This is a genomic window from Bradyrhizobium ottawaense (assembly GCF_002278135.3).
GTDB lineage: Bacteria > Pseudomonadota > Alphaproteobacteria > Rhizobiales > Xanthobacteraceae > Bradyrhizobium > Bradyrhizobium ottawaense.
This window is the reverse complement of the sequence record NZ_CP029425.2, coordinates 6,365,008-6,391,418: the sequence shown is the minus strand read 5'-3', so window position 1 is coordinate 6,391,418 and position 26,411 is coordinate 6,365,008. Positions and strand designations below refer to the sequence as shown.

The 26,411-nt window shown below is 65.7% G+C and carries 29 protein-coding genes and 1 tRNA gene; 15 read left to right on the top strand and 15 right to left on the bottom strand.

Annotated features, from left to right (window positions below):
• Positions 1-34: 34 nt before the first annotated feature.
• Genes CIT37_RS30330 through ygfZ form a run of 3 tightly spaced genes read right to left on the bottom strand, consistent with a single transcriptional unit; the run spans position 35 to position 2,144 of the window.
• Positions 35-649 (bottom strand): YfbR-like 5'-deoxynucleotidase, encoded by a 615-nt coding sequence (locus CIT37_RS30330; protein ID WP_095426946.1) that lies wholly within the window; start codon positions 647-649, stop codon positions 35-37.
• On the bottom strand, positions 646-1,272 hold the full coding sequence (locus tag CIT37_RS30325) for a DNA-3-methyladenine glycosylase I (protein WP_028141636.1): 627 nt from the start codon (positions 1,270-1,272) through the stop codon (positions 646-648). Before CIT37_RS30325 ends, CIT37_RS30330 begins: the two co-directional genes overlap by 4 nt.
• On the bottom strand, positions 1,269-2,144 hold the full coding sequence (gene ygfZ / locus CIT37_RS30320) for a CAF17-like 4Fe-4S cluster assembly/insertion protein YgfZ (RefSeq protein WP_028141635.1): 876 nt from the start codon (positions 2,142-2,144) through the stop codon (positions 1,269-1,271). The genes CIT37_RS30325 and ygfZ overlap by 4 nt, the downstream gene beginning before the upstream one ends.
• A 101-nt stretch (positions 2,145-2,245) precedes the next feature.
• Here ygfZ and CIT37_RS30315 point away from each other — a divergent pair, with 101 nt between their 5' ends.
• The 5 genes from CIT37_RS30315 to CIT37_RS30295 all read left to right on the top strand — a co-directional run bounded on the left by CIT37_RS30315 (position 2,246) and on the right by CIT37_RS30295 (position 6,340).
• Positions 2,246-3,580, top strand: coding sequence for a dihydroorotase (locus CIT37_RS30315; RefSeq protein ID WP_038972105.1), 1,335 nt, complete (start codon positions 2,246-2,248; stop codon positions 3,578-3,580).
• Between the two features lie 171 nt (positions 3,581-3,751).
• Positions 3,752-4,621 (top strand): sulfurtransferase, encoded by an 870-nt coding sequence (locus tag CIT37_RS30310; protein ID WP_028141633.1) that lies wholly within the window; start codon positions 3,752-3,754, stop codon positions 4,619-4,621.
• A 75-nt stretch (positions 4,622-4,696) separates the two neighbouring features.
• Entirely contained in the window at positions 4,697-5,389 is a 693-nt protein-coding gene (locus CIT37_RS30305; protein WP_038951206.1) for an RNA polymerase sigma factor, read from the top strand.
• Between the two features lie 88 nt (positions 5,390-5,477).
• On the top strand, positions 5,478-6,011 hold the full coding sequence (locus CIT37_RS30300; protein ID WP_028141631.1) for a DUF4142 domain-containing protein: 534 nt from the start codon (positions 5,478-5,480) through the stop codon (positions 6,009-6,011).
• Positions 6,012-6,019: 8 nt separating this feature from the next.
• Positions 6,020-6,340 carry a cupredoxin domain-containing protein gene (locus CIT37_RS30295; RefSeq protein ID WP_028141630.1) on the top strand — a complete coding sequence of 107 codons (321 nt, stop codon included), beginning with the start codon at positions 6,020-6,022 and terminating at the stop codon, positions 6,338-6,340.
• 194 nt (positions 6,341-6,534) lie between these two features.
• Here the strand turns inward: CIT37_RS30295 and CIT37_RS30290 are convergent, their stop codons facing one another.
• The 4 genes from CIT37_RS30290 to CIT37_RS30275 all read right to left on the bottom strand — a co-directional run bounded on the left by CIT37_RS30290 (position 6,535) and on the right by CIT37_RS30275 (position 8,475).
• A complete protein-coding gene (locus CIT37_RS30290; protein WP_018323382.1) occupies positions 6,535-6,801 on the bottom strand; it encodes a hypothetical protein in 267 nt (88 codons plus the stop codon).
• Positions 6,802-7,056: 255 nt separating this feature from the next.
• The gene (locus CIT37_RS30285; protein ID WP_038972104.1) at positions 7,057-7,434 is read right to left on the bottom strand and encodes a TIGR02301 family protein; all 378 of its coding nucleotides are present in this window, start codon (positions 7,432-7,434) and stop codon (positions 7,057-7,059) included.
• A 102-nt stretch (positions 7,435-7,536) separates the two neighbouring features.
• Positions 7,537-7,971, bottom strand: a complete 435-nt coding sequence (locus tag CIT37_RS30280) for an NUDIX hydrolase (RefSeq protein ID WP_095426947.1) — start codon at positions 7,969-7,971, stop codon at positions 7,537-7,539.
• A 3-nt stretch (positions 7,972-7,974) separates the two neighbouring features.
• Positions 7,975-8,475 (bottom strand): hypothetical protein, encoded by a 501-nt coding sequence (locus CIT37_RS30275; protein ID WP_018323385.1) that lies wholly within the window; start codon positions 8,473-8,475, stop codon positions 7,975-7,977.
• A gap of 63 nt (positions 8,476-8,538) precedes the next feature.
• Between CIT37_RS30275 and CIT37_RS30270 the strand changes: the two genes are divergently transcribed.
• Positions 8,539-9,300 (top strand): SOS response-associated peptidase, encoded by a 762-nt coding sequence (locus CIT37_RS30270; RefSeq protein WP_095426948.1) that lies wholly within the window; start codon positions 8,539-8,541, stop codon positions 9,298-9,300.
• A 201-nt stretch (positions 9,301-9,501) separates the two neighbouring features.
• On the opposite strand, the gene CIT37_RS30265 is transcribed toward CIT37_RS30270, so the two are convergent.
• From CIT37_RS30265 to CIT37_RS30240, 6 genes are all read right to left on the bottom strand, one after another.
• Positions 9,502-10,695: a CaiB/BaiF CoA transferase family protein gene (locus CIT37_RS30265; protein WP_095426949.1), complete on the bottom strand. Its 1,194-nt coding sequence runs from the start codon at positions 10,693-10,695 to the stop codon at positions 9,502-9,504.
• A gap of 37 nt (positions 10,696-10,732) precedes the next feature.
• Complete coding sequence (locus tag CIT37_RS30260) at positions 10,733-11,662, bottom strand: glycine reductase (protein ID WP_028141624.1); 930 nt, start codon at positions 11,660-11,662, stop codon at positions 10,733-10,735.
• A gap of 145 nt (positions 11,663-11,807) precedes the next feature.
• On the bottom strand, positions 11,808-12,389 hold the full coding sequence (locus tag CIT37_RS30255) for an NUDIX domain-containing protein (RefSeq protein WP_095426950.1): 582 nt from the start codon (positions 12,387-12,389) through the stop codon (positions 11,808-11,810).
• Positions 12,390-12,399: 10 nt separating this feature from the next.
• A complete protein-coding gene (locus CIT37_RS30250; RefSeq protein ID WP_161966507.1) occupies positions 12,400-12,861 on the bottom strand; it encodes a GNAT family acetyltransferase in 462 nt (153 codons plus the stop codon).
• Entirely contained in the window at positions 12,858-14,285 is a 1,428-nt protein-coding gene (locus CIT37_RS30245; protein WP_095426951.1) for an FAD-binding oxidoreductase, read from the bottom strand. Before CIT37_RS30245 ends, CIT37_RS30250 begins: the two co-directional genes overlap by 4 nt.
• 100 nt (positions 14,286-14,385) lie before the next feature.
• Positions 14,386-15,393, bottom strand: coding sequence for an L-threonylcarbamoyladenylate synthase (locus CIT37_RS30240; RefSeq protein ID WP_161966506.1), 1,008 nt, complete (start codon positions 15,391-15,393; stop codon positions 14,386-14,388).
• A 50-nt stretch (positions 15,394-15,443) separates the two neighbouring features.
• On the opposite strand from CIT37_RS30240, the gene CIT37_RS30235 reads away from it, so the two are divergent.
• From CIT37_RS30235 to CIT37_RS30220, 4 genes are all read left to right on the top strand, one after another.
• Positions 15,444-15,520: transfer RNA gene (locus tag CIT37_RS30235), tRNA-Pro, on the top strand.
• Between the two features lie 275 nt (positions 15,521-15,795).
• Complete coding sequence (locus CIT37_RS30230; RefSeq protein ID WP_049801734.1) at positions 15,796-17,583, top strand: sensor histidine kinase; 1,788 nt, start codon at positions 15,796-15,798, stop codon at positions 17,581-17,583.
• Positions 17,580-18,938: a sigma-54-dependent transcriptional regulator gene (locus CIT37_RS30225; RefSeq protein ID WP_028141619.1), complete on the top strand. Its 1,359-nt coding sequence runs from the start codon at positions 17,580-17,582 to the stop codon at positions 18,936-18,938. The genes CIT37_RS30230 and CIT37_RS30225 overlap by 4 nt, the downstream gene beginning before the upstream one ends.
• Positions 18,939-19,221: 283 nt before the next feature.
• Entirely contained in the window at positions 19,222-20,493 is a 1,272-nt protein-coding gene (locus CIT37_RS30220; RefSeq protein ID WP_028141618.1) for an MFS transporter, read from the top strand.
• A gap of 31 nt (positions 20,494-20,524) precedes the next feature.
• On the opposite strand, the gene CIT37_RS30215 is transcribed toward CIT37_RS30220, so the two are convergent.
• Complete coding sequence (locus tag CIT37_RS30215; RefSeq protein WP_028141617.1) at positions 20,525-20,851, bottom strand: hypothetical protein; 327 nt, start codon at positions 20,849-20,851, stop codon at positions 20,525-20,527.
• Positions 20,852-21,085: 234 nt separating this feature from the next.
• A complete protein-coding gene (locus tag CIT37_RS30210; protein ID WP_028141616.1) occupies positions 21,086-21,310 on the bottom strand; it encodes a hypothetical protein in 225 nt (74 codons plus the stop codon).
• Positions 21,311-21,574: 264 nt separating this feature from the next.
• Between CIT37_RS30210 and CIT37_RS30205 the strand changes: the two genes are divergently transcribed.
• From CIT37_RS30205 to CIT37_RS30185, 5 genes are all read left to right on the top strand, one after another.
• Entirely contained in the window at positions 21,575-22,534 is a 960-nt protein-coding gene (locus CIT37_RS30205) for an N-carbamoyl-D-amino-acid hydrolase (RefSeq protein WP_095426953.1), read from the top strand.
• Positions 22,535-23,703: 1,169 nt separating this feature from the next.
• Positions 23,704-24,258, top strand: coding sequence for a TetR/AcrR family transcriptional regulator (locus CIT37_RS30200; protein ID WP_244611294.1), 555 nt, complete (start codon positions 23,704-23,706; stop codon positions 24,256-24,258).
• 53 nt (positions 24,259-24,311) lie between these two features.
• Entirely contained in the window at positions 24,312-25,505 is a 1,194-nt protein-coding gene (locus tag CIT37_RS30195) for an MFS transporter (protein WP_095426956.1), read from the top strand.
• 146 nt (positions 25,506-25,651) lie between these two features.
• Entirely contained in the window at positions 25,652-26,071 is a 420-nt protein-coding gene (locus CIT37_RS30190) for a DUF4118 domain-containing protein (protein ID WP_095426957.1), read from the top strand.
• A 138-nt stretch (positions 26,072-26,209) separates the two neighbouring features.
• Positions 26,210-26,407: a hypothetical protein gene (locus CIT37_RS30185; protein WP_028144073.1), complete on the top strand. Its 198-nt coding sequence runs from the start codon at positions 26,210-26,212 to the stop codon at positions 26,405-26,407.
• Positions 26,408-26,411: the final 4 nt, after the last annotated feature.

Genomic DNA, 26,411 nt, shown 5'->3' with positions numbered 1-26,411 from the left:
CGGCGCAAGCGCGCCTTTGCCCACCCTATGGGACCTACGCAAACAACGCGCCAAATCGCTCCAGAAACTGCTTCTCGGCTCGCGCCGCGGTCCAGGGCGTAAGGTAGTCGCGCCGGACGCTGTCGGAGAGGCCGGGATCCTTGCCGAACAGGCGCCGCGCCTCGCTCTCGCTGAAGCCGGCAAGCTCGGTCGCTTCCAGATAGGCTGCCCCGCGATCGGCGGCCTTGATCGCCTGCGTGACCTCCTCAGGCAGCACCGGCGGCAGGCCGAAGCGGATGTGGATGGCGCCGAGCAGGCGTTTCTCCACCGCCTTGTAATGGCCGTCGAGCACCGCCTTGAACGGCGAGATCATGTCGCCGATGACATATTCGGGCGCATCATGCAGCAGGGCTGCAAGCCGCATGCGCTGGTCGACCCGCGGCATCTCGTGCCGCATCACGGTCTCCACCAGCAGCGTGTGCTGCGCGACCGAGAAGATGTGCGTGCCAACGGTCTGCCCGTTCCAGCGCGCGACGCGCGCCAGCCCGTGCGCGATGTCGGCGATCTCGACGTCGAGCGGGGAGGGATCGAGCAGATCGAGCCGCCGGCCCGACAGCATGCGCTGCCAGGCGCGGGATGCCACGTCGCGTGCGGTCTTCTTGGCCGTCATTTGACCTTGAGGCGCGGCTTGCGCTGCGTCTTGCTGCAGCTGGCGTGACAGTGGCAGTCGACGAGGTGGTCGTTGACCATGCCGGTCGCCTGCATGAAGGCATAGACGATGGTCGGGCCGACGAACTTGAAGCCGCGCGAGGACAGCTCCTTCGAGATTTGCACCGACAATGGCGTCGAGGCCGGCACGCTCGCGGTGGTCTTGAAATGATTGACGAGCGGCTTTCCGCCCATGAAGTCCCACAGCAGCTGCGAGAAGCCCGGGCCTTTCTCCATGATATCGAGATAAGACTTCGCGCTCGCGATCGTGCCGTCGATCTTGGCGCGGTTGCGCACGATGCCGGCATCGTTCATCAGCGCGTGGACCTTCTTGGCATTGTAGCGCGCGATCTTTTCCGGCTGGAAATCGTCGAAGGCTTTGCGGAAATTGTCGCGCTTGCGCAGGATCGTGATCCAGGACAGGCCGGCCTGGAAACCGTCGAGGATCAGCTTTTCGTACAGCGCGCGGTCGTCATATTCCGGCACGCCCCATTCGGTGTCGTGATAGGCAACGTAGAACGGGTCATCGCCCGGCCAGGGGCAGCGGGTCTTTCCGTCGGGATGCAGGCGAGGGGCTCGGCTCATGCGGTGGGCTGCTTCGCAGGAATACGGACGACGTCAGGTTCTGCCAGCTTCAAGGCGAGGCCGCCTGCGGTGAGGGGTTGGCCGGCATCGAGCGCGTCGGCGACACGGTCGATGCGCACCAGGGCAATGCCCTTGCCGCCGGATGTCGAGCCGATGGTGCCGACCGGCTTGTCGCCGGCGAGAATGGTCGCGCCGGCTTCGGGCGAGGGGCCATCGAGCAGTACCTTCACGCTGCGGGTGCGCGCGGTGCCGCGATGCTGCATGCGCGAGACGACCTCCTGGCCGACATAGCAACCCTTGTCGAAATCGACGCCGGCAAGGCGGTCCATGTTGGTCTCGTGCGGGAATGCATCGCTGTACATGAAATCGAGCCCACCGCGCGGCACGCCGAGCGCGATGCGGTGCGCCTCGTAGTCGGCCGCATCGACCAGCTCGGCCCCGATGAGGTCGGAGAGCTTCTGCTTGAGATCTTCGGGGATCAGGATGCGATAGCCGAGCGTTTCGTTGCGTGGATCGGCGAAGGCAAGATCGGGCTGCGCCGCAGGCTGGCCGTCCCAGGCGGCGAGCACGCCGAGATCGAGGTTTTCCACCGTGACCTTGGCGCGCAGCTTGTAGAATTTCAGCTTGGTGGCGAAGCTCTCGGCCAGCGCTTTGGGGCAGTCGATCAGGAACCCGCCGCCGTGACCCGCGGGGACTTCCGTGATCAGGAAATCCACGATGATCTTGCCCTGCGGCGTCAGCAACGCGCCGAATCGCCCCAGCCCCGGTTTCAGCCTGTCGAGGTCGGTCGTGACCAGGCCGTTGAGGAAGTTGCGCGCGTCCTCGCCCGCGACCTTGACCACGCCCCGGTCGGGAAGAAACGCTGATTTCATGCGAAAATCTCTTGCGACATGTTGCTCCGGAACGTAAGCCCGCGAGGCATAAACGACAAGACCTCGAGCCCTGCGCTTGGGGATGACAAGGGCCTTCAGCCATGACCCAGCGTTTCGATGTGATCCTCAAAGGCGGCACCGTCGTCAACCAGGACGGCGAGAATGTTCGCGATATCGGCATCACCGGCGGCCGCATCGCCGAGCTGGGGCCGTTGTCGCAGGCCTCGGCCGCGGAGGTCATCGACTGCAAGGGCCTGCACATCCTGCCCGGCGTGATGGACACGCAGGTGCATTTCCGCGAGCCCGGGCTGGAGCAGAAGGAAGACCTCGAGACCGGTTCGCGCAGCGCCGTGATGGGCGGCGTCACCGCCGTGTTCGAGATGCCGAACACCTCGCCGCTCACCGTGACTGAAGCCACCTTCACCGACAAGGTAAAGCGCGCCCATCACCGCATGCATTGCGATTTCGCCTTCTTCATCGGTGGCACCCGCGAGAACGTGCAGGACCTTCCGGTACTGGAGCGCGCGCCGGGCTGTGCCGGCGTCAAGGTGTTCATCGGCTCCTCGACCGGTGCGCTGCTGGTGGAGGACGATGAGAGCCTGCGTCGCATTTTCCAGGTGATTCGCCGCCGCGCGGCCTTCCATGCCGAGGACGAATACCGACTCAACGACCGCAAGTCGCTGCGCATCGAGGGCGATCCGCGCTCGCATCCGGTGTGGCGCGACGAGACCGCGGCGCTGATGGCGACGCAACGCCTCGTCAAGCTCGCCCACGAGACCGGCAAGCGCATCCACGTGCTGCACATCTCGACCAAGGAAGAGATCGAGTTTTTGCGCGACCACAAGGACGTCGCCTCCTGCGAGGCGACGCCGCACCATCTTACGCTGGTTGCGCCCGAGTGCTACGAGCGGCTCGGCACGCTGGCTCAGATGAACCCGCCGGTGCGCGGCGCCGATCACCGCGCCGGCATCTGGCGCGGCATCGAGCAGGGTATCATCGACGTGCTCGGCTCCGACCACGCCCCGCATACGCTGGAGGAGAAGCAGAAGACCTACCCGGCTTCGCCCTCCGGCATGACCGGCGTGCAGACGCTGGTGCCCCTGATGCTCGATCACGTCAATGCGGGCCGGCTTTCTCTGGCACGCTTCGTCGATCTCACCAGCGCCGGCCCCGCGCGCCTCTACAACATGGCCTGCAAGGGCCGCATCGCCGCGGGCTACGATGCCGATTTCACCATCGTCGACTTGAAGCGCAGCGAGACCATCACCAACAAATGGGTGGCGTCGAAAGCCGGCTGGACGCCTTATGACGGCGTCCGAGTCACCGGCTGGCCCGTCGGCACCTTCATCCGCGGCCGCCGCGTGATGTGGCAGGGCGAGCTGGTGACGGCCTCGCAGGGCGAGCCGGTGCGGTTTCTGGAGACGCTGAAGCAGTAGGAGTAGGTCAAGCCTCTCCCTCTGCTGTCATGCCCCGGCTTGACCGGGGCATCAAGTACTCCGCGGCGATAGTTGGCTGATACGGCTGCTGCCTCTGGAACACTGGATTGCCCGCCTTCGCGGGAAATGACAGTGTGCCACGACGCACTAGCTCAAATTGGGAGAGGTCCAATGTCCCAGCCAGCCGCTCTCATATCGACCGAGCAGCTCGCCGCCATGCTCGGCGATCCCAACCTGCGCCTCTACGACTGCACGACCTACAACGAGCCTGTTCCGCCCGGCAGCGACGTGCCGTACCGCGCAGTCCCCGGCGACAAGACGTTCGCGGCCGGCCACATTCCGGGCGCCGATTTCCTCGACCTGCAGGGCGAGTTCTCAGACGCTTCAGCGCAGCAGTTCTTCATGATGCCCGATGTCGCCCAGCTGGAGGCCGCCTTCGGCCGCCACGGCCTCGATGCGAGCAAGACCATCGTGCTCTACAGCATCGGCACGATGATGTGGGCGACGCGGTTCTGGTGGATGCTGCGCTCGCTCGGCGTCGATGCCCATGTGCTCGACGGCGGTCTCGACAAATGGAAGGAAGAGGGGCGGCCGATTGAGACAGGCGCGCCGAGGGGATATCCGGCCACCATCTTCAAGGCCGCGCCGCGCGCGGGCTTCTTCGTCGACAAGACGACTGTGAAGGCGCGGATCGGCGATCCCTCGACGGTCATCGTCAACGCGCTCGGGCCGCAGTTTCATCGCGGCCTCGAGCCGAGCCGCTACGGCCGGCCCGGCCGCGTTCCCGGCAGCGTCAACGTATCAGCCGCAACGCTCGTCAACGCCGACAAGACGCTGACCAGCCTGGCGGACGCCGAAGCGAAATTCACGGCCCAGGGTGTCACGCGCGACAAGAATGTAATCTGCTATTGCGGCGGCGGCATCTCGGCGACGATCGACCTGTTCCTGCTGACGCAGCTCGGCTACGACAGACTGACGCTCTACGACGCCTCGATGGGCGAATGGGCGAGGGATCCGGCGCTGCCGATCGAAACGGACTAGGTTTGGGAAAAGTCTGGAACCTTTTCCCCCGGCCGGCATCCAATGTCCGGAACCAATGGAGATAAGGTGCCCGCCATGCCAGGGACCGCAGCCGGCCTGTCCGCCGGCCTCAGGACGTCGGAATCCGAGCTGATCGAGCGCGCGCGGCGCCGTGACGAGGCCGCGCTCCGCGAGATCATGCAGGCCAACAACCGCAGGCTCTATCGCCTCGCCCGCGGCATCCTGCGCAGCGACAGCGAGGCCGAGGACGTGGTGCAGGAAACCTACGTCCGCGCCTTCACACATCTCGACGGTTTTCTGGGTGAAGCCGCGCTGTCGACCTGGTTGTCGCGCATTGCGATCAACGACGCGCTCGGACGCTTGCGCAGTCGGAAGCCGCAGGTCGAGCTGGGATCGGTGCCGGAGGCAACGCTGGAAGCACAGATCATCCAGTTTCCCCTTTCGTCCGCCGCAACCGATCCGGAAAAATCCATGGCCCAACGCGAGATCCAGCGCGTCGTCGAACACGCGGTCGATGAATTGCCCGACGTCTACCGCATGGTCTTCATCGCGCGGGTGATGGAGGCCATGAGCATGGAGGAGACGGCCGGGCTGCTCGGCATCAAGCCGGAGACCGTCAAGACGCGGCTGCATCGTGCGCGCACCCTGCTGCGCGAGAACGTCGAGAAGAAGATCGGCCCCGTCGTGATGGACGCGTTTCCGTTCGCCGGACAGCGCTGCGAGCGCCTGACCGAGGCCGTGCTGGGGCGCCTTGGCGTCGGGGCGTAATTTTTCGGGAACGTTTGCTCGAAACTCGCATCCAATCCCTGTGAAGCAACGCGCCGGCCAGCGTCCGGCACCACAGGAGTATCGAGCCATGTTCACCCGACGGAGCGCGGCGATCGCCGCGGCAATTCTGTTGTCTGGCCCCGCGCTGCTGCAAAGCGCCGGCGCAGCCGACAAGCCCACCGATCCCCAGATCGCCCACATCGCCTACACCGCCGGCGTGATCGACATCAACGCCGCCAAGCAGGCGCAGAAGAAGGCACAGAACAAGGACGTCAAGGCGTTTGCCGAGGACATGCTGCGCGACCACGAGGCGGTCAACAAGCAGGCGCTCGCGCTGGTCAAGAAGCTGAACGTCACGCCTGAAGACAACGACACCAGCAAGTCGCTGTCGAAGCAGGCGAGCGACAAGCTGGCCGAGCTCGACAAGCTCAGTGGCGCCGCCTTCGACAAGGCCTATGTCGCCAACGAGGTCGCCTACCACAAGGCGGTCAACGGCGCGCTGGAGACCCAGCTGATTCCGTCGGCGAACAATGCGGAGCTGAAGAGCCTGCTGCAGACCGGCCTGAAGATCTTCCAGGGCCATCAGCAACACGCCGAGCACGTTGCGGCAGAGCTGAAATAGGGGAGGCAATGATGCCGGAGCGACTGGCTTCGATCGCCATAGCACTTGTCCTTGCGGCGATGGTCGCCCCGGCGCGCGCCGCGACCATCGAGATCACGATGGAGAACCTCGAGATATCTCCGGCCGATGTGTCGGCCAAGGTCGGCGACACCATCAATTGGATCAACAAGGACGTCTTCGCCCACACCGCCACGGCGAAGAATGGCGATTTCGACGTGACATTGCCGCCGAAGAAGTCGGCGACATCGGTTCTGAAGAAGGCGGGAGTGATCGACTATTACTGCCGCTATCATCCCAACATGAAAGCGACGCTCAAGGTCGAGCCGTGAGGGGAGGGAGCAAGTTCCTGATCGCCGCGGGAACATCTCCCGGCCGCCGCGAGACTAATGCTTGTCCGCGGCAAGCGGCTTCCGTGCGATAAACGCGGCAGACTTCGCGAAGGCTTTCGCCAAATCCGTTCGCAAAGTCATTCATCCGTTGACTGGCCCCGCCCGCGTGGCGGGGTCATTTTCGTGACGAGGGATTACTGCCTTGCGAGCGTGACTGAGAACTCGCCGTTGCGGATGCGGCCGGGAAAACCCTCGACGAACTTGGCGACCGCGTCCTCGCCGTAGGTGCCGACGAGTTCGGCGAAGGCCGCAAACAGGCTCGCCTGTGCAAGGCAGTCGCCGTCGACGCCCTCATGGCGCGCTTCGGCCCAGGCCTCGTTGAGATAACTCAGTGCGGCCTGCTTCTGCTCGTGATCGGGCAGCGGCGCGCGGTCGGGGGCGTAGGAAATCGGCTGGCTCATGAAACTCGATCGGGGCTGGGGCGCGATCCACGGCGATGCGCTGTGCGAGAGGTGTAGCACGCGCATTAACGACCGCTAGGCCACATCTTTAAGAACGGTTAACGGCTGTGTACAAAGTCGATGTCAGGGTTCCAGCCACGCTGTCATTCCGGGGCGCGCGTAGCGCGAACCCGGAATCCATCGTGCCGCAGACACTGCCGCGAAATGGATTCCGGGCTCTCGCTACGCGAGCCCCGGAATGACAGTGGAGAGAACCTAGTTCGCGTAGCGCGCCGTGAGATCCCGCGAGATCTTCGAGCCTTCCTCGATGTATCGGCGGATCGCGACGGTGGCGGCGGGCGTGCAGCTCCGATAGGTCTGCTGAAAGCCGTTATAGCCGCGGTTGAAGCCGGCGATCATGCGGGTGCGGCGCTCCCCGGAGGGGGTTTCGGCATCGATCAGCGCCTGCATCTCGTTGCGCCATTTGTTGCCCTCGTTGGACCCGCAGATGCCGCGCAGATAGTGCAGCCCGCCGAGGATCTCGGCCAGCCGCTGCAAATCGGCGTCGAACGGCGCCGCCACGTCCTGGGCCCTCGTGGGCCCGGAGGCGCAGGCGAGAATCAGGGCAAAAATGACCAGAAATCGCGTCGACATCGGCGGGGTGTATGCCCCGTCGGGGCCGGGGAAGCAAGGTGAGCCACACGGGCGGTGCGCTCCCTCTCCCGCTCGCGGGAGAGGTGGAGCTCACGGCGCCAGCTAGGCTCCAATCAGCCGCGCGGCGGACTGGATGACCTCCTCCAGTCCTCCGGTCAGCTTGAGGTCTCCGGGGTCCGCCAGAGCGTCGGGGGCGATCCAGCGGTAGTCGTCGAGCTCGTCGTTCAGGACCGTCTCCCGGGCTACCCAGCGGGCGGCAAACGACATGATCAGATAATGGCCGGCGCCGGCCGCCGCCGGCAGCACCTCGCGCCAGCCGGCGAGGCCGACGATCGCGATGTCGAGCCCGGTCTCCTCGTCGACCTCGCGGCTCAGGGCCTGGTGCAGCGACTCGCCGAATTCGACCCGGCCGCCCGGTAGCGAATAGAAGCCCTTGGCGGGCGACCGGGCGCGGCGGGTCAGCAGCACCTTGCCGTCGCGGAAAATGGCGGCGCTGACGGCGAGCTGGGGATGGGTGGGCTGGACGACGGCAACCACAGCTCAGTTCGCCATGATGGTGTCGACGTCGGCTTCCGCCCCGCCATTGATGATGCCGCCGCAGGCGGCGATCAGCGGCTTGACCCAGAGCGTGGCCTGCTCGGCGAGGCGGACGCGGGTCGTGTCCTTTTCGACCTCGCGCATGGCCGAGCCGACCGCTGTCAGGATCGAGGTCATGGTATCGGTGATGTGGTCGAACTGGGCGCGCACGTTGGGGTTGGCCTTCTCATAGGCCTCGATGGCCAGGTCCCGCGCCTTGAAGTTCGATGCCGTGAAATGCTCGGCATAGGACAGCGGCGACCAGGTCAAGAAATCTTCCGCGCATTCCGGCATGTCCGGAACCATTTCCAGCAGCATCACGGCTTCATTGAAATGGTTGAGATAGTCGGTGGCAAGCCCGGTCCGCGGGTTGATATTGGCCACGCGCAGCCGCTCGGCCCAGTCGGCGGCCTCGGGGCCCGTCTGTGCATGCGTCCGCGCGGGTTGGGAGGCCGTTGAGCTCATCTGCCGCAGTGTTAACGTTCGGGGTTAAAAGGACCTGAACGGACCCTATATAGACACCTTGGGATGTGTGGACGCTTCGTCATAACTTCGGCCCCCGCGGCTTTGCGGCAACTGTTTGGCTACATCGAGCAGCCGAATTTCCCGCCCCGGTACAATGTGGCCCCGACACAACCGATTCCGGTCGTTCTGGCCGAGAACGGCGCGCGGCATTTTCGCCTGATGCGCTGGGGCCTGTTGCCGGGCTGGGTCAAGGACCCCAAGGGCTTTACGCTCTTGATCAATGCGCGCTCCGAGACGGTGCTGGAGAAGCCCGCCTTCAAACGCGCGATTCGCCGGCGGCGCGGCCTGATCCCGGCCGATGGCTATTACGAATGGAAGGTGGCGGACGGCCGCAAGCAGCCCTTCTTCATCCACCGCGCCGACGGTGCGCCGCTCGGCTTTGCCGCATTGTTCGAGACCTGGGCCGGGCCGAACGGTGAGGAGCTGGACACGGTCGCGATCGTCACGGCCGCGGCGGGCGAGGATCTCGCCGCCCTGCATGACCGCGTGCCCGTCACCATCAGCCCGCGCGATTTCGAGCGCTGGCTCGACATCAGGGGCGACGAGGTCGATGCGATCCTGCCGCTGATGACGGCGCCGCGCATCGGCGAATTCGCCTGGCACCCGGTCTCCACCCGCGTCAACCGCGTCGCCAATGACGACGATCAGTTGCTGCTGCCGATCAGCGCGGAGGAGATGGCGGCGGAAGCAGAGGCGGCGAAGCCAAAGAAGGCGGCGCGGAAAGCGGCGGCGTCATCTGATGACGGGCAGGGGTCGTTGTTCTAGCCAAGCTGGCGCCATTCACTCCGCCGTCGTCCCGGACAAGCGCGCCCAAAGCGCGCGCAGATCCGGGACCCATAACCCCAGGGAGAAGTTGTGGCGCGGGCTGATAACCACGAGTCTTCGCCAAACCCAATCCTGTGGCTATGGGTCCCGGATCTGCGCTGACGCTTGTCCGGGACGACGGCCGAGTTTTTTGTTGGAGCGTCACACAATCTCCCGTGCCTTAAGCGCCGCGATCTCCGCCGCATCAAACCCCAGCTCGCCCAGCACCGCATCGGTATCGGCGCCGAGCTCCGGTGCCATCCGGTCCAGCCTGCCGCCGCCATGGGCGAGCTTGAAGCCGCTGCCGGCAAAGCGCAGCTGTCCGTAGGGCGTATCCAGCTGCTGGATCGCGCCGCGCGCCTTGATTTGCGGATGGTCGATCACCTCCTCGACCTTCCAGATGCTGGCGCAAGGCGCGCCGGCGTCCTCCAGGATCGTTTCCCATTCGCGCGCCGGTTTTGCCGCCAGCGCCGCTTCGATGATGGCGCGCAGCGCGGGTTCGTTCTCGTTGCGGGAAAACCAGTCGGCAAAGCGCGGATCTGACAGCGTGTCCTCGCGGCCAAGCGCAGCCATCAGCGCGCGGTACTGCTTCTCGTTGTTGACGGCGAGCAGGATGTGGCCGTCGCCGCACTTGAACAAATTCGCCGTGGTCCTGCGGCTCACCGCCTGATTGCCCGAGAGCTGTTGGCGATGGCCGGCGACCGACCAGTCCGCGATCTGTCCCGATAGAAACGCCATCGTCGCCTCCAGCATGGAGACATCGACGAACTGGCCCTTGCCGGTGCGGTCGCGCTGATACAGCGCGCTCGACACGCCGAACGCGGCGGTGGCGCCCGACAGCACGTCGCAGACCGCAAAGCCCGCACGCGTCGGCCCCGTCTCGGGATGGCCTGTGATCGCCATGATGCCCGACAGCGCCTGCATCTTGCCGTCATAGCCAGGCCGCAGGCGATCCGGGCCGGTCTGGCCGAAGCCGGACACCGCGCAATAGATCAGTTTTGGGTTGATCGCCGACAGCGCTCCATAGCCGATGCCGAGCTTGTCCATCACGCCGGGGCGGAAATTCTCCATGACGACGTCGACGGTCGCTGCGAGCTTCTTCACGATCGCGATCGCCTCCGGCTTCTGCAGATCGAGCGTCAGGCTGCGCTTGTTGCCGTTGACGGCCTGGAACGCCGGCGCGAGGCCGCGCTCGGCCCATTCTCGTGAGAGTGGCGTGCGACGCATGTCCTCGCCTTCGCGCCGCTCGACCTTGACGACATCGGCTCCCAGCAGTGCGAGCTGGTAGCTCGCATAGGGGCCGGCCAGCACTTGGGTGAAGTCCAAAATCTTCACGCCCTCGAACGGTCGCGTCACGTCGCTCTCCCCTTTTGATTATCGTTATCGGAGGACGTCAGGCGGCGCGGTTGCCGCGCGCGATCTCCTTCTGCTTGTCGAATTCGGCGCGGCGGCGCGCCAGCTCTTCCGGCGAAAGCTGGGCGACGTTGTTGTAGTCGAGCTTCCAGGAGGCATCCTCGCTCCAGCGCAGCGGCGACTGCATCGTGGTCTGCGGACCGCTCGCGCTCTCCAGCAGCTTGAGCGCCAGCTCGAGCGTCTGCGCCTGCGAGGCGACGTCGTGCGGCTTGCCGGCGGAATTGCCGAGCGGGAAGTCGGAGAACAGGAAGCGCGGAACGGCGGCGTGCTCGATGATGTCCTTGGCGCAGCCCATGATCACGGTCGGGATGCCGTTCCGCTCCAGATGCCGCGCCACCAGCGCGGTGGTCTGGTGGCAGACCGGGCAGTTCGGCACCAGCACCGCGACGTCAACCTTGTCCGCAAGGCAGCGCGCCAGGATGTCCGGTGCATCCGTGTCAAGCGTGACGCGATGGCTGCGGTTGGTCGGGGCGCCGAAGAAGCGCGGGGCGACCTCGCCGATGCGGCCGGCGGCGGACGCCTTCAACAGCTGCGGCAGCGGAAACCAGGTGCCGTTGTCGGTCGCCGAGGTGTGCTTGCGGTCGTAGCCGATATGCGAGATGCGCAGATCGTGCTCTTTCGAGGTGTCGCCGTCATAGACCTGGTAGAACTTGGCGCCGCCATTATACGCCGCGCCCGGCCCCTGATCGCCCTTGCTGGGATCATACGGCGCAGCGGTCGTGATGATGGTCACGCGCGACTTTGCCAGCGGCTTCTTCAGCGGCTGGAACGGCGCCTCGGTGTAATGCGCCCAGCGATACGCGGTGGTGTAGCCGATCGCCGCGTAATAATCGCGGGTGCGCTGCATGTAGGGGACGGGGGAGTCATAGTCGGGCGCAAAGCCGAATTCGTCGTCGCGCGGCGCGGACATGGGCGCGTCTCCTGGTTCTTGGTTGGCGACAGACTAGAGATAGTTTTGTGGTTGCTCAACGGGGGCAAGGGGGGCGCAGGCCTGAATTGCAGAATGAGGTGGGGCGGTGCCTCTGACCCTTCACTGGAGGGGGAGGGTAAGCACGTCACCTGAAAATATGCAGCGCCACATATTGCAGCAGCATGATCGCCTTGGCGTCGATGATGCGGCCGTCGGCGATCATCGCCAGGGCCTCGTCGATCGAGAGCTCCAGCACCTCGATGTCCTCGCCCTCATGCTCCAGGCCGCCGCCGTCGCTGACCCGCATCGAAGGCTCGTACTCGGCGACGAAGAAATGCAGCTTCTCGGTGATGGCGCCGGGGCTCATGAAGGCCTCGAACACCTTGTGGACGTGGTGCAGGCGATAGCCGGTCTCCTCCTCGGCCTCGGCGCGGATGCGCTCTTCGGGCTCGGCGTTGTCGAGCACGCCGGCGGCGGCCTCGATCAGCAGGTCGTCATAGCCGCGGATGAAGGCCGGCAGGCGGAACTGGCGCACCAGGATCACGGTACGCCCAGCGCGATTATACGGCAGCACGGCGGCGGCGTTGTCGCGCTCATAGGTCTCGCGGTGCTGCGTCTGCCACTCGCCACTGGCGCGCCGGTACTCGAACGTGGTGGTCTTCAGCGTGGTCCAGCCGTCCGAGAGCACGCGGACGTCCTTGATGCGGACGCGGTCGGAAATGGTCATTTGCCTGATCTCAGTTGCTTGGCGTGGCGGAGCGGCCGTCGAGCCACTTCTGGAACATCACGGATGTCGATAGCTCGAAGCCGAGCGAGCCGTAGAACGCATTGGCCTGCGCGTTCTCGCGGCGGACGAGGAGCTGCAGCTTCGAAATTCCGGCGGCGCGCAGCCAGTCCTCGGCCGCGGCCATGATGACGCGGCCATGGCCGCGCTTGCGGCCGTCGGGATCGACCGCGACGTAATAGACCCAGCCGCGGTGGCCGTCATGGCCGACCATGACGGTCGCAACGATCGCGCCGGCGTCGCGCCCGACCAGCACGGTCGAGTTATCGCGCCGCCGTGCCAGTGCGATGTCGGCATGCGGGTCGTTCCAGGGCCGCGTCAGGCCGCAGCGCTGCCACAGCGCGACGACCTCTTCGACATCGGCATCCCCGATGGCGTCGATCGCAAGCGGAGCCGGCGAGAACGACGCGCTCACAGCACCTTCCCCGGATTCATGATGCCAAGCGGATCGAGCATCGCCTTGATGGCGCGCATCAGCTCGATCGCGGTCTTGTCCTTGACGTCGGGCAGCTCGTCGCGCTTGAGCACGCCGATGCCGTGCTCGGCCGAGATCGATCCGCCCATGCGCAGCACGATCTCGAACACGACGGCGTTCATGTCGTGCCAGCGCGCCAGGAAGTCCGCGGTGTCGGCCCCGATCGGCTGGCTGACATTGTAATGCAGATTGCCGTCGCCGAGATGGCCGAACGGCACCGGCCGCGCGCCCGGGATCAGCTTCACCACGGCGGCGTTGGCTTCCGCGATGAATTCAGGCACCGCGGCGATCGGCACCGAGATGTCGTGCTTGATCGAGCCGCCCTCCGGCTTCTGCGCCGACGACATCTCCTCGCGCAGCTTCCAGAAATTGTTGCGCTGGCTGAGGTTGGCCGCGATCACGGCGTCGTCGACGATCTCCTCTTCCATGGCGCGGGCGAGGATCGTCTCCAGCGGCGTGCGGGCGTCGTCGCCGGGAGACGACAACTCCATCAGCACGTACCAGGGATGCTTCTCGCTGAGCGGATCGCGCACGTCGATGCCGTGCCGCACCGAGAAATCGACCGCCATCTCCGACAATAGTTCAAAACTCGTCAGCGCGCTCGCGGCCTCGCTTTGCGCGATGGTCAGCAGCTTCAAGGCCGCCGCTGGCGACTTCAGCCCGACATAGGCGGTCTCGACCGCCCGCGGCTTCGGAAACAGCTTCAGCGTCGCCGCCGTGATGATGCCGAGCGTGCCTTCGGCGCCGATGAAGAGATTGTGCAGATTGTAGCCGGTGTTGTCCTTTTTCAGCTTCGACAGCACGCCCAGCACGCGCCCGTCGGCGAGCACGACTTCCAGCCCCAGCGCCATCTCGCGCGCCACGCCATAGGCGAGCGCGGCGGTGCCGCCGGCATTGGTGGAGAGATTGCCGCCGATGGTGCAGCTGCCCTCGGCGCCGAGCGAGAGCGGAAACAGCCGGTCGACATCGGACGCCTTCGCTTGCGCAACCTGCAGCACCACGCCGGCCTCGCAGGTCATGGTGTTGGACGCCGTGTCGACTTCGCGGATCTTGTCGAGCCGCCGCAGCGACACCACCACCTCGCCATTGTGCGGCGTCTGTCCGCCGACGAGCCCGGTATTGCCGCCCTGCGGCACCAGCGCGATCTTGTGTTCTGAGGCGAGCTTGCAGATCGCGGAGACCTCCGCCGTCGAGCCCGGGCGCAGCACCAGCGGCGAGCGGCCGTGGAACAGATTGCGCTCCTCGGTGACGTAAGGCTCGATGTCGGTTGCATCGGTGATCGCGTGCTTGTCGCCGACGATCTTGCGAAATTGGTCGATCAGCTCGGGCGCAAGTGGAGGGATCGCAGGCTTATTGATGTTCATTGTCTCGTCTCTACTTCGCTCTTGATCTTTTGCGCATGATCTTATCGGAAAACCGCTACGCACTTTTCGCCAACGCGGCCCTTCGGGTCCGGATCATGCGCTATCTCGCCACCGCAGCCCGGCGCAGCCGGTCATTGATCGCTTCGCCCAGATCGTCTTCGGGGATCGTCATCACCGCGATGGCCCGTGGCCCCTTCGCATCGAGGGCGCGAAGATAGCCGAACAGATTGGCGGCGGCTTCATCGAGATCACCGGTGGGCGACAAATTCATGACAGCGACGGCCGCATCGACGCCAGGCAGGCGCTCAGAGCCGAACGCCAGCAGCGCTTCGCCGGGCGCAACGTCCTGCGCGCGAAGCCGCACGCTGGCGCGCGGCGCGTAATGCGAGGCCAGCATGCCCGGTGCCAGCGGCTGGCTGTCGTCGCTCTCGGCCTCCACCGGCAGCCGCGCCAGGGGGGCGCCCAGCACCGCCTCGATCCGCTCGCGCGACAGCCCGCCGGGGCGAAGCAGCATCGGTGCCTCGAGGCAGCCGACGATGGTGGATTCGACGCCGACCGTAACAGGCCCGCCGTCCACGATCAGGTCGATCCGCCCCGACAAGTCGCTCACGACATGGGCCGCCAGCGTCGGCGAGACGTGGCCGGAGATGTTGGCGGACGGCGCCACCACGGCGCTGCCGAAGGCGCGGAGGATCGCCTGCGCCACCTTGTGCGCGGGAATGCGAATCGCGACCGTGTCGAGGCCCGCGGTGGCGAGCTCGGCCACCGCGCAGCCCTCCGTCTTCGGCACCACCAGCGTCAGCGGTCCCGGCCAGAACGCTTCCGCGAGCCTCAACGCGCGCGCGTCGAACCGGCCGATCCGCCGCGCGGCGGCAATGTCCGGGACATGGGCGATCAGCGGATTGAACGCCGGCCGCCCCTTGGCGGCGTAGAGATGGGCGATCGCGGCGGCATTGGCCGCATCCGCCCCGAGCCCGTAGACGGTCTCGGTCGGAAACGCGACCAGCCCGCCGGAGGCCAGCGTGCGGGCCGCAGCCTCGGCGCCGGCCTCGCCGGCCGGTAAAATCAGCGTTTCAAGACCCGTTTTCACAGGGACAAAATTCCTCATGCCGGCCGCTTGCAGTGCGCCGAACCCGCCGCTATAAGCCGCCTTCTTGTCGGAGTGTGGCTCAGCCCGGTAGAGCACTGCGTTCGGGACGCAGGGGTCGCAGGTTCGAATCCTGCCACTCCGACCATTCTTCCAAAAGTCGACGTTTTCCAGAGGCTTGGCGGACCGGCCGCCGGCGCCTCGGAACGCCTTTTTGCAACGATTTCGGGATCGGGTCCACGGCCGATTTGGCCGGGCAGGGCGGTCTGTTACGGCGGCATGGCTTGTTGCGGCCCATGGGCCGGACCCGACCGACCGGACGGCTCGGCATTCCCCCAGCAGCCCCTTTTCCGCGCGGCGGTCCCCTCGGGCGCCGGTCGCGCGATATGCTACCTAGCGATATCGTCCCGGTCCGGAGCCCAGATGCAAACTCCTCGTCCAGCTCTGCTGCGGCACACGCTGACGGGCGCTCTCGCGCTTGCGGCGATCGCGGCGGTGGGCTGGCTGGCCTACGTTCTCGCGCTGGATGCAGGGTTTGCGCGCATGCAGCGGGAGGGCAATGACCGGCTTGCGCTGATTGCAAGCACCTTCGACGCGACCGTCGCGCGCTATCGCTATTTGCCGGCGGTTCTGTCGCTCGCCGATCCCATCCGCGAGCTCTACCGCGATCCCCATGACGCATCGGCGACCGCCGCCGCGAATCGCTACCTCAAATCGCTCAACCAGGGAGCTCGATCGGCCGAGCTGTATGTCCTCGACAGCACCGGTCTCGCTCTGGCGGCGAGCAATTTCGACCAGGATTCGAGTTTCGTCGGGCACAATTACGCGTTCCGCGCCTATTTCGTGGACGCCATGCGCGCCGGCGAGGGCCATTACTACGCCGTCGGCGCCACCACGGGACAGCCCGGCTATTTCCTGTCGCATCGGATCGTGGAGGGCGGCAAAACCCTCGGTGTCGCCGTGGTCAAGATCGATCTCGGTTCGCTCGAGTCCGACTGGGCGCGGGCGGGCGACCTCGTGGCGATGGAGGACGAGAACGGCGTGATCTTCCTCGCCAGCCGCGAGGACTGGAAATATCGTCCGCTGCTCCCGGTGCCGGCGGAGCGGCTCGCAGAGCTGAACGCCGCACAGCAATTCGGTCAGGCGATCGACGCCGCTCCAATCTTCGTGCCCGAGCGCGATCGGCAGCGCATCCAGATCGGTCGCGCGCGCGGTCGCGGTAATGCCGAGCTCGGGGAATACGCCCTTCAGGTCCATCCGCACGACCAGGGCTGGAAGCTGCTCCTGTTCTCGGACGTCGCGGATGCCAAGCGCAGTGCGGCGACCGTCGCGATCGCGAGCGTCCTGGCTCTCGTCGCCGCGCTGCTGGTCGTGCTGGTTGCCTGGCAGCGGCGGCAGGCCATCAGGGCGAAGCTCGAGGCGCATGACGTTCTCGAGCGGCGCGTGGCCGAGCGCACGGAAGAGCTGCGCCGGACCATGGAAAGCCTGGTGCAGAGCGCCAAGCTCGCGAGCCTCGGCCAGGCGCTTGCCGGCGTCGCGCACGAGATCAACCAGCCGCTCGCGGCGCTGATCACCTATGTCGCGAGCAGTCGCGTCCTGCTCCGCCGCAACGAGGTCGATCGCGCGGCCGCCAACCTCGACCTGATGTCTTCGATCGCCGAGCGCATGATGGCACTGATCGATCACCTGCGCATGTTCGCGCGCAAGGAGACCGGGACGCGCAGCGCCGTAGAGCTCGCGCCTGTCATCGACAATGCGGTCCGCCTGCTGCAATACCGCATCGACCACGAGCATATCGAGGTGGTGCGCGAGGCGCCTGCCGAGCCGCTCCATAGCCTTGCCAATCCGATCCGGCTCGAGCAGGTCGTCGTCAATCTGCTGTCGAATGCGATCGATGCGATGCGCGATTGCGAGCGGCGGGTGCTCCAGGTCCGGCTCGGCCGCCGCGACGACAGCGCTGTGATCGAGGTCGGCGACACCGGCGCCGGCATCGTACCCGAGCACCTCAAATCGCTGTTCGACCCGTTCTTCACCACCAAGGAGATCGGCGAGGGGCTTGGCCTCGGGCTTTCGATCTCGTACGGAATCGTCAGGGAGTTCGGAGGAGATATCTTGGTGGAGAGCGCGCCGGGCAAAGGCTCGACTTTCAAGGTCGTCATTCCGGTCGTGGATGTCGCGCCGGTTTTCCAGCAATCGGAACTGCAGGCATGAGCGGGTCCTTGCTCGTCGTCGACGACGAGGAGATCGTCCGCAATTCGGTGCGGCAGTGGCTGGAGCTGGGCGGGTTCACGGTCCGGGTTGCCGCGGGCGCGGACGAGGCCATGCGCCTCGTGAAGGAAACTCCGCCCGACGCCGTGCTGACCGATTTTCGCATGCCGCAGCGATCCGGGCTCGAGTTGATGCGCGACATTCGCCGCGCCGATCCTGATATTCCCGTCGTGCTCCTGACCGCGCATGGCGACGTGCCTCTGGCGGTCGCTGCGATGCGCGAGGGCGCCTACGATTTCCTGCAGAAGCCTCATGATCCCGAGCTGCTCTCGGCAGTCATGACCCGCGCGATCGAGCGGCGACAGTTGAAATTGCAGCTTCGCCAGCTCTCGGATCGCCTCGCCGCGCCCGGCGAGATCGATGCCCGCCTGATCGGCCTGTCGAAGCCGATGGTCGCGGTGCGCGCCAGCGTGCTCGAGCTCGCCGGTCACGATCGCGACGTTATCGTCACCGGCGAGACCGGAACCGGCAAGGAGGTGGTGGCGCGGGCCCTGCACGATTTCGGTCCGCGCGCGAAGGCGCCTTTCGTTGCCGTGAACTGCGCCGCGATCCCGGCCGAATTGTTCGAAAGCGAATTGTTCGGCCATGAGGCCGGCGCCTTCACCGGCGCACGTGGCGCCCGCATCGGAAAGTTCGAGCACGCGAGCGGCGGCACGCTGTTGCTCGACGAGATCGAAAGCATGCCGCTTCCGTTCCAGGCCAAGATCCTGCGGGCGCTGCAGGAGCGCGCGATCGAGCGGGTCGGGTCCAACAAGCTGCTGCCGGTCGACGTTCGCGTCATCGCGGCAGCCAAGGGTGATCTCGCGGCCGACAGCCGCCAGGGGCGCTTCCGCTCCGACCTTTACTTCCGTCTTGCGGCGGCGGAGGTCCACCTGCCGGCGCTGCGCGAGCGCGGCAATGACGTCCTGCTGCTGTTCGAGCATTTTGCCGCCGCTGCCGCCCAGGGCGCGGGCCGCACGATGTCGCCGCTGCGGGCGGACGATCTCGATGCGCTGCTCGCCCATGACTGGCCTGGCAATGTGCGCGAGCTGAAGAACGTCGCCGAACGCTATGCGCTGGGACTGGTCGCGACCGGTCGCAGCGTCGCCGAGATCCTTCGACGCGGCGAACCGGGAGCGCCGCAGCGGTCGCTCGCCGACCGCGTTGCGGCCTACGAGCGTGCGCTGATCGAGGCCGCCTTGCGCGAGCATGACTGGTCGATTGCCGCCGTCACCGAGGAGCTCGGCGTGCCGCGCCGGACGCTGAACGAGAAGATGGCGAAATACGCGCTGGCGCGGCCCGGCCGCAAGGAGCCCTGAGCCGGCGATTGATCGGCGGAAATCCGCCGATGTCGACATTCGCATCGGCGGATTCTTGCCGACGCTCCCGCCCTCGCGTGGTCGTCCTCCTCAAAAACTGCTCAATTTACGGCAATTCCCGCCGTTTTCGCGTGCCGCTCCCGATTGGCACGGCCGTTGCTGAAGCAGCGCCGAAACCATCCGGTTTTCCAATAAATCTGCGGAGGACGTCGTGAGTTCACAGGAAGCCACAATTCAGACTGTCGGAGCGCCCGTCACGGAGCAGCGTGCCGATATCACCGACATGAAGCGCCGGTTGCGCGCGATCTTCGTCGGCTCGGTCGGCAATCTCGTCGAGTGGTACGATTTCTACGCCTATGCGGCGTTCTCCCTGTATTTCGCCAAGGCGTTCTTCCCTGATGGCGACGAGGTGGTGCAGCAGCTCAATGCGGCGCTGCTGTTTGCTGCGGGCTTCCTGGTGCGCCCGCTCGGCGGCTGGATGTTCGGCCATCTGGCCGATCGCTATGGCCGGCGCAACGCGCTGACGCTGTCCGTCGTGATGATGTGCTTCGGGTCGCTGATCATTGCGGTGACACCGACTTATGCTTCGATCGGTCTGGCCGCTCCCGTCATCCTCGGCCTCGCGCGGGTCCTGCAGGGGCTGAGCCTCGGCGGCGAATACGGCACCAGCGCCACCTATCTCAGTGAGGTCGCCGACGAGAAGAATCGCGGCTTCTACTCCAGCTTCCAGTACGTGACCCTGATCGGCGGGCAGCTCTGCGCCATCCTCGTGCTGCTTCTCCTGCAGAAGGTGTTTCTCTCGACTGAGGAGATCCGGGCCTGGGGCTGGCGCGTGCCGTTTGCGTTCGGTGCCGTGCTCGCGGTCGTCGCGGCCTTGATGCGGAGCAATCTGCACGAAACCGACGCCTTCAAGAGCAGCCAGGCCGCGGTGAAGAAATCCAGCTCGATCCGCGCGCTGCTGAACTACCCGCGTGAGCTAATGCTCGTGGTGGGGCTGACCATGGGCGGCACGGCGGCGTTCTACACCTACACCACCTATATGCAGAAATTCCTCCGCCTGTCGGTGAAGCTGACCGACGACCAGACCACCATGGTGACAGCGGGAAGCCTCGTCTTCGCGATGGTGCTGCAACCGGTCTACGGTGCGATCTCCGACCGCATCGGGCGCAAATGGCTGCTGATCGGCTTCGGCGTATCCGGCACGTTGTTCACCATTCCCTTGCTGACGACGCTGCAGGCCACGCACGATGCATTTTCCGCCTTCCTGCTGATCGCCGCCGCCTGGATGATCGTGTCGGGCTATACCGCGATCAATGCGGTGGTGAAGGCGGAACTGTTTCCGACCAGCGTACGCGCAACGGGCGTCGGGGTGCCCTATGCGCTGACCGTCTCGATCTTCGGCGGTACCGCCGAATCGATCGCGTTATGGTTCAAGTCGATCGGCCACGAAAGCTGGTTCTACTGGTATCTGACCGGCTGCATCGCGGTTTCGCTGCTGGTCTATCTGACGATGCGCGACACCAAGGCGACCTCCGCGATGGATCGTCACGAATAGGTCGGGGTCCCCGGGCGGGCGGTGGGGTTCCTCACCGCCTTGCCACCACCACCCCCACCAGAAACGCCACCAGCAGCGCCGGCAGCGGCGCTTCGCGCACCATGCCGCGAACGATGTCGGGCCAGTGCTGTTCGGGGACGAGTCTTGGGGACCTGACTTCAGGCGTCGCAGGTATGTCCCAGCTCGACGCGAGTTCGGCGATCTCGCTTTGCGCGAGACGCACGCCGTCACGCACCCGGAAGATCGCAGCCTCCGATTGCTCCCGCGGCGCGAGCGCCGTCAGCGTCGCGATCGCCGTGCGTAGCGTCATCTCGCCAAAACCTTGCAGCCTCACCTGCTCCTCGGGATCGGACGTCATGCGAAATCCCTTACAGCGCGAAATGGCGCGCGAGGGCGAAGGCCGCCGTCGCGCACAGGACCAGCGTGGATACCGCGCCGGCCACGCCGCGCGCGAGATGGGTTCGCGTCAGGTGCCTGGTCATGATCGTGCTCCATGCTCTCATGGAAATGACGGCGAGAGAGGTTGGTTCCTCGCGCGACTGAGAGGGAGCGACGGGTTTCGCTGGCGCCAACGCCGAATCGCCAGGGGTGACTACTTCCGCAGCAACTCGCTCAATGCCGCCGTCGCCTCGGCGCAGCGGATGTCGTCGATCTCGCGGGACAGGCTGAGCGCGCTCGCTCTCAGTTCCTCGAGTTTCCAGCTCTCCGGATGCTGGTTTTCGAGTTGACCGAGACGCTTGTTCAGATCGTCCAGTCTCGACTGGAGCTGCCCGATGCTGGCATCTCCATTCACTTTCCAAACGCGTTGTGCACGCATCGTCGTTCCCCTGCTAGTCTCACGGCCTTGTGAGAGCGGTTCGTGGCCGGAATGGGAGTTTGTTTTGTCCGGCTTCAGATCGCGGGGAACCGTTGCAGATTCGCAACGTTTTGATGCGCGGGCGCCGGCCGCTGCACAATGATACCCGTAGGCATGGAATTTGATTGTGCCTCATCGCGACGATGGGTCGAGCCGGCCTGTGCGCGCGGTGCGCTGCTAGATAGGCTCAGGCCCGATGCACTCCGGAAGACGAGGGAATGAGGCGTGGCGAGATTCGTAACTATCGCAGCCGGCCAGCTTGGCCCGATCGCAAGGACCGCGAGCAGGACGGAAGTTGTCGCCCGGCTGATGGCCTTGATGCGCGAGGCGAAAGCCTGCGGCTGCGATCTGATCGTCTATCCCGAGCTTGCGCTGACGACGTTTTTTCCGCGCTGGTATTTTGAGGATCAGGCCGAGATCGACAGTTTTTTCGAGCGCGAGATGCCGGGGCCGGAGACGCGTGCCCTGTTCGATCTCGCCCGCGAGATCGGTATCGGCTTCTATCTCGGCTATGCCGAACTGACGGTCGAGGCCGATGTCGTCAGGCGCTACAACACGTCCATTCTGGTCGACAAGAGCGGCGCGATCGTCTCGAAGTATCGCAAAGTCCATCTGCCCGGCCATGCCGAGCCCGAGCCGTGGCGGAAATTTCAGCATCTGGAAAAGCGCTACTTCGAGCCGGGCAGCGGTTTTGGCGTGACCGAGGCCTTCGGCGGCGTGATGGGCATGGCGATCTGCAACGACCGTCGCTGGAGCGAGACCTACCGGGTGATGGGCCTGCAGGGCGTCGAGATGGTGCTGATCGGCTACAACACGCCGGTGCACAATCCGCCCGCGCCCGAGCATGACGATCTCTCGCTGTTCCACAACCATCTGGTGATGCAGGCCGGCGCCTACCAGAACGGCACTTTCGTGGTCGGCGTCGCCAAGGCCGGCGTCGAGGAGGGCGTGGATCACATCGGCGGCAGCTGCATCATCGCGCCCTCGGGCGAGATCATCGCGCGATGCACGACCAAGGGCGACGAGATCGCGCTGGCGCGCTGCGATCTCGACCTCTGCAACTCCTACAAGCGCACCACCTTCAATTTCGACCTTCACCGCCAGCCGCAGGCTTATGGGATGATCGTGGAACGGAAGGGCGTGACGACGACGGCGCATGGGATGCCGGTGTTGCGGAAGGGGTGATCTCCATCCTGACGACCGTGCAGGATGACGGAGCGGTAGAGGGCTGTGTCGCCCTCTGTCAATGCGCCTCGCCAAAAATATTCCACTTTACCGAAATTCGGTTTCGGCGTATGTTTCGTCCATCCCGGCTTGACCTTGAGGGGCGATCGCGCGTCGTCACGTTTCGCGAGCCGGGTTGCGGTGGACGCGGCAGCGTCGGCACGAGATGGTAGCGGGCAGGGCGGGTAGTCCCTGTGAGCCCGAAACCGCGTGCGGACGAGCGACGCTGAACGCGTACGGCAAAACCGTGTGGTCCTGGCCGTCGTTGCTACGGTCAAGTCCTGCGAAGGTGCGAGCGAGCCCAACCGGGCAGACTGCATCATCCAATTCGCGGGAGCGAGGGAGGCCAGAAGGAAAGTTCGGCTCCCGGGAGATCACGGCATAAGCCGTCCGACCATCGCGCAGGGAAGGCCGAGTGATCGGCACCACCTGTATGCTGCTGTGCGGTTCTTCCTGCGTGTGCATTTCGCGCAGCGGACCGCGGGTGCGAACCGGCACCCGGCCTTCCCTGCGCCCTCTTGGATTGGAGGGTGGAGAGTTGAAGCAAAGCTCGGGCGAAATCCGCCGCGAGGACGCGAAGGCGTGTCTGTGAGCTGAGCTGCGTGCCACAAACTCGATATCGTAGGGTGGGCAAAGCGCAGCGTGCCCACGTCTTGTTGCTTATGGAGAGAGATCGTGGGCACGGCGCTATGCGCCTTTGCCCACCCTACGGCACTGCGCACTTGGAGAACGAGCCATCGCCTCATACACCGTCATTGCTTCGTCGCTAGAGCTCGTCGCGATGACGGTGGAGAGGGCGATCGCCGCACTCCGCTCGCGTGCCCCGGACGCAGCGCAGCGCTCGGGCGATGCGAAGCATCGTCCGGGGCGGTGCGCTGCAGAGCCGGGGCCCATCCATCCGCATCGCGCCCTGTCGCCTTCTGGGTCCCGGCTCTGCGCCGCAACGCTTCGCGTTGCTGCTTGTCCGGGACACGAGGCCCGGGGCCTGCTTATCCGACCACCCGATCTCCCCCATCACAACCAATTGTCTTTATTAGGAAACAATCATTCCCTATTATCCCGCAATGCAAAAAGCCGCCCGCCGATCGCCGTCTGCCGCCCGTCCGCCCGGTCGTCCCCGGGAATTCGACATGGATACGGCGCTGGACCGCGCCGTGCGGGTGTTTCGTGAGCGCGGCTATCATGCGACCTCCATCGGCGACCTTACCGCGGCGATGCGGCTGGCGACGGGGAGCATCTACAAGGCGTTTCGCGACAAGCATGCGGTGTTCCTGGCTGCCTTCGAGCGCTATACGGCGCTGCGCCAGGAGCAGACCCGCAGCGCCGCCGCGCACGGCAAAAACGGCCGTGAGCGACTGCGCCATGTGCTGCTGTCCTATGTCGCGCAGTCCCAGGGCGCCGAGGGACGGCGCGGCTGCCTCGTGGTCGGCAGTGCGGTCGAATTGTCGGCGGTCGATTCCGTCGTCGCCGCCCGCGTCGCCGCGCAGCTCGAGACCAACGAAGATTTCATCGCCGGCCTCATTCGCGAGGGGCAGGTCGACGGCTCGATTCCCGGTCATGTCGCGGCCGACGACACCGCGCGGCTGATGATCTGCATCACGCAGGGCCTGCGTGTCGTCGGCAAGGCGCGTCTGCCGCTCGACGGAGCCCGCCTCGTCGGCGTCGCGATGAAACTGCTCGCCTGAATTTGTGTCATATTAGGAAATGATCGTTCCCGATTTCTCGGAGACTATGCGTCATGACGATGAATGCCACGATCGAGACCGCACCCGAACCGGATGCGGTGTCGCAGCGCCTGACCTTCGTGCTTGCCGCGGCCTGCGGCATGATCGCGGCCAACATCTACTATGCGCAGCCGCTGATCGCCCCGATCAGCGCCGCGCTCGGCCTGTCGCACGCAGCTGGCGGGCTGATCGTCACCATGACGCAGATCGGCTACGGCACCGGGCTGCTGCTGATCGTGCCGCTCGGCGATCTCGTCGAGAACCGTATCCTGATCTGCTCCGTCATCACGCTCGGCGCGGCGGCGCTGCTCGCCGCCGCGTTCGCCACCCATGCGTTGCCGTTCCTGATCGCCGCGCTGTTCATCGGCCTCGGTTCGGTCGCGGTTCAGATCATCATTCCCTATGCCGCGCATCTGGCGCCGGAAGCCATCCGCGGCCGTGTCGTCGGCAACGTCTCGACCGGCCTGATGCTCGGCATCATGCTGGCGCGTCCGGTGTCGAGCTTCGTCACCTCGGCGCTGTCGTGGCACGCGGTGTTCTTCGCCTCCGCCGCGCTGATGATCGTGCTGACGGCCGTGCTCTGGATGACGCTGCCGAACCGCAAGCCGGTGACGCGGATGCACTATGGCGAACTGTTGCTGTCGATGCCGCATCTGGTGCGGGCGACGCCGCTGCTGCGGCGCCGGGCGCTCTACCAGGCCAGCCTGTTCGGCTGCTTCACCCTGTTCTGGACGGTGGCACCGCTCCAGCTCGCCGACGCGTTCGGCTTCACCCAGCGCGGCATCGCGCTGTTTGCGCTGGCCGGCGTGGCCGGCGTGTTCGCGGCGCCCATCGCCGGACGGCTCGCCGATCGCGGCCATAGCCGCATCGCGACGCTGGTCGCGATGCTGCTCGCGGCCGGGGGCTTCCTCGTGACCTATCTCGGCGCGCCCGGCTCGATGCTGAACCTGGTCTGTCTGGTCGCGGCGGCAATTGCCATCGACGTCGGCGTCCAGGGCAATGTCGTGCTGGGCTTCCGCGCCATCTTCGGGCTCGGGCACGAGCACCGCAGCCGCCTCAACGGCCTCTACATGGCGACGTTCTTCACCGCCGGCGCGGCCGGCTCCGCGGTCGGCGCCTGGGCTTTCGCGCAAGGTGGCTGGACGCTCGCATCGGCCATCGGCCTCGCTCTGCCCGTCATCGGCTTGCTCTATGCGGCGACCGAATAGCCGCCGGCCACAGCAATTGTGCGATGCGGCCGTTTACCAGGCCGCGGGAGGCAGCCGGGTGATGCAATTTGCATCTCGCGATTCCGGTGCTGCTGTAGTACTTTGGTCTCAAGCGGGCCCGGTTAATGGGCGGCAGGGGGAGGCTGATGAGGCGTGCGGGGCTGTTTGGCGTACCGCGGGTACGGCCATGGTCGTGGCAGGCGTTTCTGCTCGGATGCGTCGTTGTCGCCATGTCGGCTGCGTTTCAGGGCATTTGCGTTGCGCTCGGCGCAAAGCTCTATTTTGCAGCGTTCCTGCCCGGCCTGTTCATACTCGGCATCGTTGCGGGCACGCCGGCGGCGGGGTTTGCCGCGCTGTTCACCATTCCCCTGGTGTGGTGGGCGTTCATTCCGCCCTTCTTCGAGTTCAACGCGCTGAGCAACGCAAATACCGATTCCATCAACCTGTTCTGCCTGCTCGCGGTGCTGCTGATTGGCCTCGCCGATCTCTGCCGCGAGACCATGAGGATCGTCCGCCAGGGCGGGTTGAAGTCCCCGGGCGAGAGCGCGGCAACGAATCCGCAATAATTCGCCCTTGCCCGGCCGTGCACGTTGCGTCCGCGCAACAGTCCGGCAACCATCCGCAAGCTTGCCGCGCGCCGCTAACTTTTCGAAAAAGATTTGGCCGCAGTTTCTCCCCCGGGAATGACGAGGGAGTTTTCGGACATGAACGGTCAAGCCATCTTGGAGAATGTGCGCCGCTATCGCGGCATCGCATCGCTTTATCGCCAGACCGCTGCGTTCCGCCCGGGCCAGAGCTGGTCGCTGCTGGAGCAGGCGAGCGATTGGGAAGCGCGGGCGTTGTCGGAGCTGGAAGCCTATTTCGCGTTGCGCGCGGACTACGCCGCTCCGCTCGCAGCCTGATTGT